The 13,210-nt window shown below is 45.2% G+C and carries 8 protein-coding genes; 4 read left to right on the forward strand and 4 right to left on the reverse strand.

Translation table 11 applies throughout. The features are described 5' to 3' along the window. Positions 1-8: 8 nt before the first annotated feature. Positions 9-1,364, reverse strand: a complete 1,356-nt coding sequence (gene purB / locus L0660_RS19650) for an adenylosuccinate lyase (protein WP_026631994.1) — start codon at positions 1,362-1,364, stop codon at positions 9-11. 151 nt (positions 1,365-1,515) lie between these two features. Between purB and L0660_RS19655 the strand changes: the two genes are divergently transcribed. Then, positions 1,516-2,256, forward strand: a complete 741-nt coding sequence (locus tag L0660_RS19655) for an MIP/aquaporin family protein (RefSeq protein ID WP_235160994.1) — start codon at positions 1,516-1,518, stop codon at positions 2,254-2,256. Here the strand turns inward: L0660_RS19655 and L0660_RS19660 are convergent, their stop codons facing one another. After that, on the reverse strand, positions 2,257-7,716 hold the full coding sequence (locus L0660_RS19660) for an alpha-2-macroglobulin (RefSeq protein ID WP_235160995.1): 5,460 nt from the start codon (positions 7,714-7,716) through the stop codon (positions 2,257-2,259). It abuts the gene before it with no gap. A gap of 150 nt (positions 7,717-7,866) precedes the next feature. Next, complete coding sequence (locus L0660_RS19665; protein ID WP_235160996.1) at positions 7,867-9,090, reverse strand: 4-hydroxy-3-methylbut-2-enyl diphosphate reductase; 1,224 nt, start codon at positions 9,088-9,090, stop codon at positions 7,867-7,869. A 204-nt stretch (positions 9,091-9,294) separates the two neighbouring features. On the opposite strand from L0660_RS19665, the gene L0660_RS19670 reads away from it, so the two are divergent. The 3 genes from L0660_RS19670 (at position 9,295) to L0660_RS19680 (ending at position 11,578) form a co-directional block, all read left to right on the forward strand. After that, on the forward strand, positions 9,295-9,858 hold the full coding sequence (locus tag L0660_RS19670) for an RNA polymerase sigma factor (protein ID WP_233799103.1): 564 nt from the start codon (positions 9,295-9,297) through the stop codon (positions 9,856-9,858). Positions 9,859-9,951: 93 nt separating this feature from the next. Next, positions 9,952-10,560, forward strand: coding sequence for a hypothetical protein (locus tag L0660_RS19675; RefSeq protein WP_235160997.1), 609 nt, complete (start codon positions 9,952-9,954; stop codon positions 10,558-10,560). Then, on the forward strand, positions 10,520-11,578 hold the full coding sequence (locus tag L0660_RS19680) for a hypothetical protein (RefSeq protein ID WP_233799101.1): 1,059 nt from the start codon (positions 10,520-10,522) through the stop codon (positions 11,576-11,578). The genes L0660_RS19675 and L0660_RS19680 overlap by 41 nt, the downstream gene beginning before the upstream one ends. Positions 11,579-11,592: 14 nt before the next feature. Here L0660_RS19680 and bshC read toward each other — a convergent pair whose 3' ends face one another. Next, complete coding sequence (gene bshC / locus L0660_RS19685) at positions 11,593-13,146, reverse strand: bacillithiol biosynthesis cysteine-adding enzyme BshC (protein WP_235161000.1); 1,554 nt, start codon at positions 13,144-13,146, stop codon at positions 11,593-11,595. Between the last annotated feature and the right edge of the window lie 64 nt (positions 13,147-13,210).

Raw genomic sequence — 13,210 nt, forward strand, 5'->3', positions numbered from 1 at the left:
CGCGATTTTTAATGCGTGTCCTCTACAACACCCAGATAATTAAACGGCGATAACGCCCTTAACTCTTCCCTGATCTTCTCAGAAACATCCAATGTCTCGATGAAGCGGGAAATGGAGTCGTGGGTAATTTTTTCGTTTGTTCTGGTTAGCTCTTTCAATGCCTCGTAAGGTTTTGGATAGCTTTCGCGGCGCAGGATGGTTTGGATCGCTTCCGAAACTACTGCCCAGTTGTCTTCCAGTTCGGCTTTCAGGATTTCTCCGTTCAGCTCAACTTTGCCCAAGCCTTTCATCAACGAGTTCAATGCGATGGCCAAATGCGCCAACGGCACGCCAATATTTCTTAAAACAGTTGAATCCGTAAGGTCGCGTTGCAGGCGGGAAACGGGCAATTTTGCAGCGAAATGCTCAAATAATGCGGTTGCTAATCCCAGGTTTCCTTCTGAATTTTCGAAATCGATCGGGTTAACTTTATGTGGCATGGCAGAGGAACCTACTTCGCCTGCTTTGATTTTTTGTTTGAAATAACCCATTGAAATGTACGTCCACATATCCCGGTTCAAGTCGGTCAGGATTGTGTTCAGTCTCTTCAGGCAGTCGAATGTGGCGGCGAGGTTATCGTAATGTTCGATTTGGGTGGTGTGGCGGCTTCTTTTTAATCCCAAACCTTCTACAAAGTGGTTGGCAAAAGCCATCCAATCCTGTTTCGGATAAGCCACGTGATGTGCGTTGAAGTTTCCGGTGGCTCCACCAAATTTAGCCGAATGCGGAATTTTGTCCAGCATTTCCAGCTGACGTTCCAGCCTTTCCACAAAAACCAGAAACTCTTTTCCTACGCGTGTAGGGGAGGCCGGTTGCCCGTGCGTGAATGCCAGCATCGGCACGTTTTTCCACTCGATCGACATTCTTTTCAATACAAAAAGAACCTGACGGAACAAGGGCTTGATCTGACGTTCGAGCGCGTCTTTAAGGGAAAGCGGGATGGCTGTGTTGTTGATATCCTGCGATGTAAGCCCGAAGTGGATAAATTCCTGGCATGACTCGATGCCTAGTTTCTCGAATTGTTCCTTTATAAAATATTCAACGGCCTTAACGTCGTGGTTGGTAACTTTTTCTATGTCTTTGATATGCAGCGCATCATCCTCACTAAAATCCTCATAAATCTTGCGCAGGGAAGCATAATGTTTCTTGTCAAACTCCGCTAACTGTGGCAATGGAATTTCACAAAGAGCGATAAAGTATTCGATCTCCACATAAACTCTGTAATAAATTAGGGCATATTCGGAGAAATAAGCAGAAAGCTCGGATACTTGCTTGTAATAACGGCCGTCGACAGGAGAGATAGCCGTAAGTTGGTTTAATGACATGATTTTCAATACAAAAATTGATTATCAGGCAAAGTTAGTAGAAAACGGCGTCGAAAATTGGTAAAAAATGCAGGAAATATTCTTTTTGGTATTGATGTCAGAAATTATGAAACAATTCGCATATTCGCCGATCCAACCTTATTTGTAACTCATGCAGCCTTCACCCTTTCTTGGAGAATTAATCGGAACAATGGTCCTTATTTTATTAGGTAACGGGGTCGTCGCCAATGTCGTTCTCAAACAAACCAAGGGAGAAAATGCGGGTTGGATTGTGATTACCGCAGGCTGGGGATTTGCAGTAATGATCGGGGTTTTTACGGCCAATGCTTTTGGCAGCGCGGCGGCCCATTTGAATCCTGCCGTTACCATTGGATTTGCGTTCTTGCGTCAGGATTACAGCTTGCTTGCAAGTTACATTCCGGCGCAATTGATCGGCGCGTTTTTGGGTGCAGTGCTCGTGTGGCTTCAATATTTGCCACACTGGAAAGCCACTGAGGATCAGGGTTCTAAACTGGCCTGTTTTGCCACGGGTCCGGCTATCCGGTCGTCAGGTGCTAACTTTCTAAGTGAATTTATTGCGACTGTCATTCTAATCGTGGGCATTGTAGCCATTGGTTATGCCGGCACTTCGGATCCTGAAAAAGGTGGAATCCCTTCCGGGTTTGCGCCTTATTTAGTGGGAATGCTGGTTTGGAGCATTGGTTTGTCGCTAGGCGGCACCACAGGTTATGCCATTAATCCGGTAAGGGATCTGGGACCAAGGATTGCGCATGCCATTCTGCCCATTCCTAATAAAGGCAGTTCCGATTGGTCTTATGGCTGGGTTCCGGTGGCCGGCCCCGTTTTTGGAGCCATCGCCGGTGGTTTGATTCTTCGTTTCTTTTATTTTTAATTACTCAACCTTAATTTTTCCGCCACCCGAATAGCTGCGATATTCGCCCTGATACATGGCGTCAGCGGCAGCTGGTCCTACTGTAAATGTGCCTTTGGAAACAATGCGAACCTGGTAATAGAATGTCTTGGCCGTATTATTGGCAGTGGTGAAAAAGTGAATGCGGTCGTCGCGAATGTCCAGATATTCAGGGCTTGAAGCATTTTTAACCCATGGCATATCCCGCGGCTCCGTAATTCTTGGGTTTTCGATTTCAAAGCCGGATGGTAACATATCAGTTATTACAATGTTATCAATCGGCAGGCCGTTTGTGCTGGTTAATGTTAGCTTTACGATGACCAGATCATTCTGTTTGAATGTATTAGCAAGTGCGCCGTCACGGGTAAGGAACTGCCTGCGAATGCTTAACCCCTGATCTTCCTCCGCGTATGTGCCTGTTGCGGACATGCCCTCCGATTGCGAAAACCAATACAAATCGCCTGAGCCCTGCGTTTGGATCGAAACCTTCTGATTTTCAATTCCTTTTGCGATTTTAAGCTCTTTGCCCGTAAATGTTCCCACATTCTTTCCATTGGCTGAAACGGTCGCAGTAACAGTTGATCCTGAGGTCTTTTTAGCCAGTTTTCCTAATGCCAGAACGGAGAATGCTGCTTCCTGTGTATTCAGATATGCGGCCGATTGAACTGTTTTGGATAGCTGGCGGGCCAAAACAGGGATTTGCATATTGTCTGGATCAGACTCTATAAGTGTGTTCAAAACCAATGACATGTTCCGCAATGGAGAAGAATAGCTGTTGTCAAAGCCTTGTGTGCGGTTTTCAGGAACATACTTTTTGGGCAATAGCGCATTAAAACTTCTTGTATCACCTGCCAGCTGAAACGCGGCTGCAAGCAAATATTTGGAATCCAATGTCAGCAAATGTGGGTTTTGCTTGTAATAATTCATGGAAGCCCGGTTAGGCTGACTGTTCAGCGCCAGGACATAAAGCGAATAAATGGCTTCTCTGCGCGCCACCGTTTTCCTGGATTGAGATCCGGCCGATGGCTCACTCCCATAATTCAAGCTGTTTCCGGTGCTTGCGGTTATGACTTCTTTGTTTGCCGTGTTTCCTGTTTGCGTTTTAAGGTAATCCAATGCACGGCTGAGTGTTTTCGTATTGATTTCAAAGCCTGCGCGCCGCGCTTCTTCGAGGAAATGGGCAGCATATGCGGTTGCCCACCAGTCTTCCTGCGTCGAACCCGGCCACATCGTCATTCCGCCATTAAATAGTTGCAGCGACTCCACTTTGCGGATCGCCTGTTGCACATTGGTCATGGGATTGAAATCGCTCGCGCCACTTTTCACTGTGTAGACCGGCGCGGCCATTGCTTTGGTGAGATCAGCAAAATAAATCTGAGGAAATGCTTTGGAAACGGTCTGTTCCAGGCAGCCGTAAGGATAACCGAGCAATGTTGAAAGCGCTTTTCCGCCACCCTGCACCAATGGCGACCGGCTCAAAACGATCTGACTTCTGCTGGTAGAAGGAATGAAGGTGGAGGCAAGATTGATCAATCCTGATTTCCCGGCTGCAATCTGCCCTGAGTTACTCGATTTCAGAAGCGGCGATGCGGGCCGGACCGTAATGTTGGTTTGATTGGTAAAAGTCTCGCCAAATGCCGAAACCTTCACCGTAATGTTCGCAAGTCCGATTGATTGAAGCGCTTTCACCGAGAAGATAGCACGTGCTTCTTTTCCAGGCAGGATCGTCATTTTTTGAGTCAAAGGAATCGCTCCTGATGTCAGTGGGCCGCTAAGTTGCACGGAAACAGTCGCATTGGCGGCTTTGTTTTCGGTATTACTAATGTTGACAGGCAAGGTTAATTCATCGCCGGGACTTAAAAATCTGGGTAAACCTGCGCTGATCACCACAGGATCGGCGACTTTCATGTTTTTCGTTGCCGAACCAAAGGCGTTGTCTTTATAAGCCACGGCCATAATCCTAAGATCGCCGCTGAATTGTGGCAGATTGACGTCGAAATTGACTTCGCCGCTGCTATTTGCGGTTAATATGCCGCTCCAAAATGAAACCAGTTCTGTCCGGCCATTGCTCAAAGGATTAATCCTTCTTTCCAGATCATAACCATCACCACCAAAACTCGAAGAGCCGCTTATAGTCAGTTCAGGAAATAGCTGCGCATATAAATCGTGCGTGGTCACTTCCAGAGCACATTTTTGGTAAAAGTGGCCGTGAATGTCGGGCGTTTTGGAGTTTTTGATCTGCAAAATGCCTTCATCCACAACGGACAGCGTTACCTGCGCATTCGGTGCGGTTTTGATCCTGATTTGTTGTTTTGTCTTGGATCTCGATTTTTCAATGGCCGTTATAGCAACAGGCAGTTTTCGGTCCGGGTCTTCGACCAGGATAGGAGTGAATCCGTGCGCTACGGTGAGGGGCATGTCCGTGGTGTCGAACGGGCGGATTAATGTGGCGGTGATAAAGACATTGGGTAAATGTTCTTCTTTCAGCTTGAATGTCAATTCCGCAGCCTTTTTCTCCGTTTTCAAAATATGCTGTTCAAGTACATTATTGCGTTCGACTGTAACCAGCAGCGTTCCGTCAAAAGGTGTTTTGAACAAAACCTTAGCCGACTCTCCAACCTTATAATTTTGCTTATCAGTTTCCATCAGCACGCGGCCTTCATTACTTACTTCAAATGAAGAATATTGCGTGTAACCGTAGCCGTATGCATAGAAATGAGCGAGTGTATAATGTTCTGCGCCTGGGCGACGCACCCGAACCTCATATTCTCCCGAGATCGTGGGAACATATTGAATGCTTCCTTTTCCGTTTTTGAGGTCTAATGTTGTAGCATACACCGTCTTTTCACTTTTCCGGGAAGTGTATTGCAGCACATCATATCTTTTTTCTACAACGGTTTGATATTCAAGGCGAACGATCTCGATCTTGGCAGCGCTTTTTTTCAAAACACCTTTATTATTTACACCGACTATTTCAACAGGAACCGGGGCATTGGTTCCTACATAGGCGTCCGGAAGGCGGATTCCATAGAATGTTGGCTGCGTGAAAACATCAAACCGCTGTAAACGATTGACCGGGCGACCATTTTCGTCAAAAACGGTCACGAATATTTTTCCTTCCAGCACGCCAATATCTTTCAGGCCGGCGGCTATCGGGAAACTTTCGGTGGCTTGTCCCTGCTCATTGGTAACACCCTGGCGGCTCTGTTTTTCAAACGCTGTTTCGCCTGGAATGTCGAATACAAATTCGGGGAAAGCAGCCGAGGAAAAGCCTTTTCTTTTAAACTGCGCGTCCATCTGATACGTGCGGTTGCTGGCTGGTGGCCCAAATAAGTTGGTTGCAGTTGCGGTCAATGATACATTGTTTCCGGATACATATTCCTTTGCTGCGCCGCTCAAATCCACTTTGATCCGGTCCGGCATGAACTCTTCCACGCTAACAGCATGCGAGGCAAGCAGAATGTCGTTACCATTGTAAACTTCCAGCACATATGTTCCGGTAAGCCCGGCCGCATCAACAGGCACTTCAATTGCTACGGCGCCCTGAGCATTTGTATTTTTACGCCAGGTGCGATATTCACGCCCATTAGGCGTCAGCATGCGTAGTTTGAGGGGAATTTCTTTGGCGCTATCCCATTTTTTTGTGCGGATAACCGTGTTGAAATGCATGGTTTCACCCGGGCGGTAAATGTCTCTTTGTCCGTAAATAAAGGCTTGTAAACCAGAGGCATTATCCCGCAAACCTTCCACTTCAAATCGCGAGGTTTCCACTTGCGTATCCTTTAAGATCAGATAGTTAAAATCTTCCTTGAAAGTCGCTGTTAACATGGCAATTTTGAATCCCGGCGCTTTTTCGCTGAGTTTTTCAATGTGCAAAATGCCGTCGCCGTTGGTGTTTGCGGTATGCACAGTCTGATTATTTGAACTGATGAGCGTGATTTCTATATCGCCGAGCGGCTCATTTGTTTTAATGGAATTGGCAAAAATCCACATTTCGTCTTTGCCTTGTTTCGCGATCAAGCCAATGTCGGAAATGGAAACAAGCTTTGTTGCACCCAGATAGGCTTCATCTTTTGAATTGACCGAAACCAGATATACGCCTTTGCGCTGATTATCTTCGGGCAGGGCCACATTCAATGCTGAAATTCCTTTGCTTTTCGGCAGGTTTTCGGTTTCAACGGTTTTGTCAACAATGATGTCACTCAGCTCATTATCCCGGTCGTCGCTGTAATTAAAGGCGCCGGTTTCCACCCATTCGTCGCCCGAATAGCCGTATTCGTTCCAGCGGTTGTTACGGACGTAACTCAGGATGTTATTGGCGTATAATTTGGAAACTTTCACCTGCACTTTGGGAATGTTCACGATCTGAACGCCCAGGTTTTTGGAGCCCTTAGGCGTCATATAAAGTGCTTTTTTGTTGGCAAAAGCAATGGACGCAGGCATTTTCCCGAAAAACAGATCCTTGGATGTTTCATCGCCCAGAAATGCGCCCAAAACACCTTTCAGTGTCTTATTAATCAGTAAATTATAAGTTTCTGTCTCGTTAAATTCACCGCGTATGATGAAGCCGTTTTCTGTCGGTTCCGTTTGAACCTGAATTTCCGGGCTTAGCTTGAAGCCATTTGCAATGCTTTCCTTATCCAGTTCCTGGGTCGTAATAATGCGGGCGTATCCGGAATTGTTTTCAAAACCGGTTTTAATGTTCACAATTTCGAGATGAAGCGGCGAAGGCAGGCTTGCGCTTTTGATGATCGCTTCGTGGCTTATATAAGAAGTGTTCTGGACTTTCAGGCCCTTTTCAATGGCGATGTTAACAGGAATGGGGTTGTTGTCTGTCTTACCAGCGTTGCTGATGGCGAGCGTGACAGAATGTTCGTTCGTAACTGGCAATATTTTATAATCCAAAGACTTATCCCCGAGCGATACTTTCAGTTTTTCAGCGACATTCTGGCTGCTTACCGGATAGTTGAAAATTAACCTTAATCTGGCTTCCTGCTTGCCGCTTTCCTGCGAAAGTGCCCACCAGCTTTCTGTTTCAACCAATTGAAGATAAGGCGTATGGAAGTCGAGCGGCTCTTTTGAAACAGATAATTTTTTGTCTTTATCAATCTTCTCCGTCAGCTGATCGGTGAGTTTGGCCGTATATTTTGTAGCGGCTCCAAATCCCGCGACAGGCGAGAAAACGAGCTCATTAGGCGCAGACCATTTGAACTTTCCACGCACTGCCGGTTCGAATTGTACATATTGTGTGGAGTCCCAATCATTCAGCTCGCTTTCGGAGACAATGTCTTTGTTGAATGTAAAAATCAGATTTTGGGATTGGCTGATCTCATCGGTAAAGTTGGTCCCGGCAACGCGAATTTCATTAAGAGAAGAGCAACTGTTAAAAAGGATTGGAATAAAAAGGGATAAAAAGATCGCAAAAGCAGAAGTCTTTTTCATAATCACGAAGGGAGTAAACGTAAGTGAGAACACACGTAAGAAACGAAAAAAGGACGGCCGTTTTGAGCCATCCTACGAATATAATTTCAGCAAAACCGGTTAGCCCACTTAATTGAGCGAACGGTGAGTTAAATGTTTTTCCGGTTCAATTTAAAATTGCTGCATCACTTCATTAATGTCTTTCGAGGCCTCGAAAAATGAAAGTAAGCGCATCAAAATACCTTCTACGACTGCATCCGGGCAGGAAGCACCGCACGTAAGCATAATGCGGGCAGGCGTATGTTGCGGGAGATAGTTTTCTGTCACCATTTCTTCTTTGGAATGCAGGTTGAAATGGCGGATCAGCTGTTTATCCAAAATTTTATTAACTGACTCAATAAAATAAGTCGGGAATTTCTGCTCGCAAAGCTCGACCAGATGCGTCGTGTTGGAGCTGTTATAACCACCGGCAACGATCACCAGATCAGCCTCATGCGTGAGCAAGGCGTAAGTAGCATCTTGGTTATCATTTGTAGCATAGCATAATGTGTCGCGCGTGTTGGCAAAACGATCTTCCACTTGTTCGGGACGGAGGCTGTAATGTTTGATCATTACATTTTTCAAAAAGTCGGCAATGCCTTGTGTATCAGATGCCAGCATTGTAGTCTGGTTCACGACGCCGATGCGCTGCAAATCTTTTTCCGGATCGAAGCCATTGGAATACTGACCTTTAAAATCCTGAAAAAACTGCTCTGCAGGCAATGTTCCTTTCATGTATTCGGCAAGACGTTCGGCCTGCGCCATGTTTTCAACCACAACGGTCGGCGCGTTTTCCTTGCTATGCGAGAATGTGGCGCGGGTTTCTTCGTGATTTGGCTTGCCGTGGACAATGATCGTGTAATTTTTCTCTCCGATCTGCGCGGCGCGGTTCCAGACTTTCTCTACAAACGGGCAGGTTGTATCATAAACGTAGGCGTTAATGCCCAGTTCGGTCAGTTTTTGCTGGTTTTCGACGGTTGTGCCGAAAGCGGGGACGATCACAATGTCATCTGCATTCAGTTCCTCCCAGGGAATGAGCGGATTTCCTTTGGTATCCATGATAAAACGCACGCCCCGGTCCACCAGATCGCGGTTTACGTCCGGGTTATGGATCATTTCACTGAGCAGGAAAATGCGTTTATCCGGGTTTTCAGCAATGGCCTTATAAGCAATGTCAATGGCGTTTTCAACCCCGTAGCAAAATCCAAAATGCCGCGCAATCAGAAATTGGACCGGGCCGAAATCCAGCAATGTAGGTGCATAGTCACGTTTCAGCTTGTCATTTTTACGGCGGAATTCCTTAATCGGCGTAATGATCCTGCTCCGGTAAAAATCAGGAATGTTGAACGTTTTCATTGACTAAATTTGGTAGATTGCAGTAAACAAATTAGGGTATATTATGACCAAAAATCAAACATATACGATCCTTTTTTAAGAACAACGGTTCATCAAACATTGTTCGAACGACGTTTACGGAAAATTTTTTTCCCGTTGATGCAACGTGCAGGCGCATCTGCTGTCCTTGATACAGAACGTTCAAATATATATTAGCCATTCTGCTTGAAAACACATTTTTACCCTGACCGGCACGTCGAACTGGTGGAACGTTGTAAACTCGGTGAGCGCAAAGCGCAATACGAGCTTTATAAGTTGTATTCGAAAGCCATGTTCAACATCTGCATGCGGATATTGAATCATTTGGGGGAGGCAGAGGACGCTTTACAGGAAGCATTCGTGGATGCATTTACCAACCTGCACCAGTTTCGGCAGCAGTCGACATTCGGTGCCTGGTTGAAGCAGATCGTTGTCAATAAGGCGATTAATCACATGCGGAGCCGGAAAGTGAAGTGGGTGGAAATTGAAGAATGGCAGGAGACGGCGGAGAATATCGACCGGAATGAAAGTTATTTCGGGATGGATGAGCATGAGACGAACCTGGAAGTGGAGCGGGTGCGCAACACAGTGCAGAAGCTGCCGGATGGTTACAGAGTGGTTTTGAGCCTTTACCTATTTGAAGGATACGATCACGAGGAAATAGGAGAGGTGCTGGGGATCAGCGAAACGACGTCAAGGACGCAATATATGAGAGCTAAAAGAAAACTCACAGAAATGCTTTCGAAATAGTTGCAGCAATAATTTTAAACTTAATCGTTTGAGTTCCATCTAAACTAATAAGGATTTGAGAACATTATTTACACATGACAAGTTGATTAACCTATGAAAAATTCTTCTGATAAAAAAGATCGATTGGAGCGGTTTGTGCGAGATAACAGGGATGGATTTGATACTTTCTTACCGCAAGATTCTTTATGGAGCCAGATCGATAGCAAATTACATAACGAGATTCCGATTGTGCCGGAGCAATCCAAAAAAAAAATTAGGCGACTGAGCAGCCCTTATTTTGACTGGCGCATAGCGGCCGGTGTGTTCCTGGCGCTTGGAATTGGTTTTTTAGTTTACCTCAATAATGAATACGGCATAACCCGCGACCCGAAAGTGGCGCTCAAAGTCCCTACCTATGCCAAGGAATTCAATGCTTACAATGTTGCAATAGACCAGAAAAGAGAGGAGATCATCAAACTCGCGCGGAATAATCCGGAAGTGTATAAAGATTTCTCTGCAGATCTGGAAAGTCTGGAAGTGAGTTATAAAAATCTGCGCTCCAACTTATCGAATGCTCCCAACCAGGAAGCATTACTGGAAGCGATGGTCCAGAACTTACAATGGCAGGTTGACCTGCTCAACCAACAATTAGAAATTTTGCAACGCATTAATAAAGTAAAAAATGGAGACGATAAAGAAGTCGACAGCGCGCCTGTTATTTAGCATGTTTTTCATGCTGCCGCAGCTGTTGCTGGCAGTAAGCCCGGATCCGGAACAGAACGGGCTCATTGAAAAACGAAGGAATATTGTAAAGGTTTTTGATGTTAAAAATAATGACCAGCTTGTCGTTGACAATCAGTTTGGGCAGGTCAAAATCAATCTTTGGAATAAGGAAGAGATTAAGGTTGAGATCATTGTAACGGCGAATGCGCCTACGGACGGCCGCGCTTCGGAATATCTCGGGGCTGTTAGAATCGACGAAAAACGGATCAAGAACCAGATCAACCTGACGACACATATTGACAGGAGCCAGTTTGGAAACAATGGCTGGAACAACAAAAAAGGTGACAAGAACTTCATTCAGATCGATTACACGGTATATATGCCAAAAGAAAACGCGCTGATCGTGCGCAACAAGTTTGGCGACACAGACATTCCTTCCTTCCACGCGCCGCTGACGGTGGATTCACGCTATGGGCATTTCGTAGCCAACATTCTGGATAATGCTGAAAACGTGATCGATGTGCGTTATGGCAGCGCTAAAATTGGGAAAATGGACGGCGGAAAGCTGGAATTCCAATACTCGAACCTGAAACTGGATATGGCTAAAAAAGTGTTCATTACCAACAAGTTCGGCGAGCTGAACATTGGTGATGTGACAAATCTGGACGCCGACATTGATTATTCGGGCGCGAAAATCGGAACTATGCGAGGTTCGGGAAAAATTAAGCTGAACTACTCAGGTAATTTCAAGATTGATCAGCTCACCAATTCAGCGGAGAACATTGACATTCAGGCGTCTTACTCGTCGATTATCTTGCCGGCAGATGCAAACCAGTTCAATGTGACGGTTACTTATGGGAATTTCAGTTATCCTTCTTCCAATGTGAATTTTTCCATGCAGCCGGCGAAGGATGATAAAGCTTATAAACAAAAGCAATATCAAGGAAAAGTAGGAACCGGATCAGGAACGCGGATAACCGTCGTATCGCGATTCGGTGATGTGAAATTGAAAGATTAATGTCTGTAAGCCAGTTATTTATCTTCAACTAACACATTGTATCTGAAATCCAGCGGATCGAAAAGATCGAACAGCTTTTCGATAAATTGTGGATCATTGATGTAGAAATTCAGCAGATTATCATAGCGTTCCTGGGCGATTCCGTTCGGGAACAGCTTGTTTTTGAGGCTGATCAGTTGCGTAATTTCAGACTCGTGGTTGCGCTCTTCGGCTTTAATAATGCGCTTTTCAAGATGTTTCAGCGAATTCAGTAACCGCGTTTGCTCGGCTTTAACAGCTCCGTGCATGGTTTGGTCCACTGCGGTTGCTTTATTTAAAATTGCCTCAAAAATCTCATTAAACGCATTTTTCTGATCTTCCAGACTTAAAATATGCTCAGTATTCCGCTCAACAAATGTCTTCCTTAACGCAACTTCATCCAGAAAAAGATCCTTGTAATTGATCTTCAATTTCTCGACCTTTTTGCCTTGCAAATGATTGATATACAATGCAAAGTTACGCGGCATTAACATGGGAAAGGGCACATTGAAATGCTCAAAAACTCCTTTTAACTGCATCCAGTAAGGCACTTCTGACGGCCCGCCTATATACGCAAGATTTGGTAAGATTACTTCTTCGTATAATGGTCTCAGAACCACATTCGGACTAAAAAATTCGGGATTTTTAGAAGCCAGATCGAGGATTTCCGACTTGGTGAATGTAATGTCTGTATTCAAAACCTGGAAATTCTCACCGTCACGCGTAATGCGCTCGCGAAGTCCGTCGGCCAGGTAAAAAAGATTGATTTCTCGTGCGTGAAGCGGCGTGTGATAACCCAGTGCATTGAGTTTGCCGGTGGTTTCTGTGACCAGTTTTTCGGAAACTGAGTCGGTGAGTTCTTCCTTAATAATGGGCAGGAAGTGCCGTTTTAAATCTGCGTGATCTGCGTCAAGCGTGATCAGGCCCTGTTTTCCAAATAATTCGTGCATATAACATCGCACTGCATCGGCCAGCGTGGTGTTTTCGAGATAAGCTTTTGCAAACAACATGGGCTTATCCGGCAATTGCTTTAAAATGCTTTCCAGCTCCTTCGGATTCAGGCGGCCAACCGCTCCCTTGTGCTCGCCGGTCCATTTATGCGTTTGTCCAAACAGATGAAAAGTCGCAATTTCTTCGAAATCATGATCTTCCGTGGCCATCCAGTAAATGGGCACGAAATTGTATTCGGGATAAGCCTCTTTTAATGCTCTCGCGAGCTTTACCGTCGTTACAATTTTATAAATAATGTAAAGCGGGCCGGTGAAGATATTGAGCTGGTGACCTGTTGTGACAGTGAATGTATTTTCCTTTAAAAGGATCGAAAAATCGGGCAGATAAGGAAGTCCTGTGTATTGTTTTTCTAAAACATCAACCAGCGTTTCACGCTTTTCAATATCAAAATTCTGCTTGCTAATGATGGCCTCTTTTGCATTCTCCAAAGTCGGATAAATACTGTAAAACGATTCCAATGCAGGTTTTTGATCGAGATAATCAAGGAGTAATGCAGGAAATTGGCCCGTTGTACGAAGATCCAGGGAATGCAGGGTCATGAAAGGTGGTTTTTCAGTAACTAATAGAGAATCCAACGTAAATTATTTAGCGATATTTTATTCA

Source organism: Dyadobacter sp. CY351, from assembly GCF_021502625.1.
GTDB classification, from domain to species: Bacteria; Bacteroidota; Bacteroidia; order Cytophagales; family Spirosomataceae; genus Dyadobacter; species Dyadobacter chenhuakuii.

Excerpts from the sequence above, each read along its gene's own strand:
- purB (WP_026631994.1), bottom strand. The coding sequence starts at position 1,364 with ATGTCATTAAACCAACTTACGGCTATCTCTCCTGTCGACGGCCGTTAT.
- L0660_RS19655 (WP_235160994.1), top strand. The coding sequence starts at position 1,516 with ATGCAGCCTTCACCCTTTCTTGGAGAATTAATCGGAACAATGGTCCTT.
- L0660_RS19660 (WP_235160995.1), bottom strand. The coding sequence starts at position 7,716 with ATGAAAAAGACTTCTGCTTTTGCGATCTTTTTATCCCTTTTTATTCCA.
- L0660_RS19665 (WP_235160996.1), bottom strand. The coding sequence starts at position 9,090 with ATGAAAACGTTCAACATTCCTGATTTTTACCGGAGCAGGATCATTACG.
- L0660_RS19675 (WP_235160997.1), top strand. The coding sequence starts at position 9,952 with ATGAAAAATTCTTCTGATAAAAAAGATCGATTGGAGCGGTTTGTGCGA.
- L0660_RS19680 (WP_233799101.1), top strand. The coding sequence starts at position 10,520 with ATGGAGACGATAAAGAAGTCGACAGCGCGCCTGTTATTTAGCATGTTT.
- bshC (WP_235161000.1), bottom strand. The coding sequence starts at position 13,146 with ATGACCCTGCATTCCCTGGATCTTCGTACAACGGGCCAATTTCCTGCA.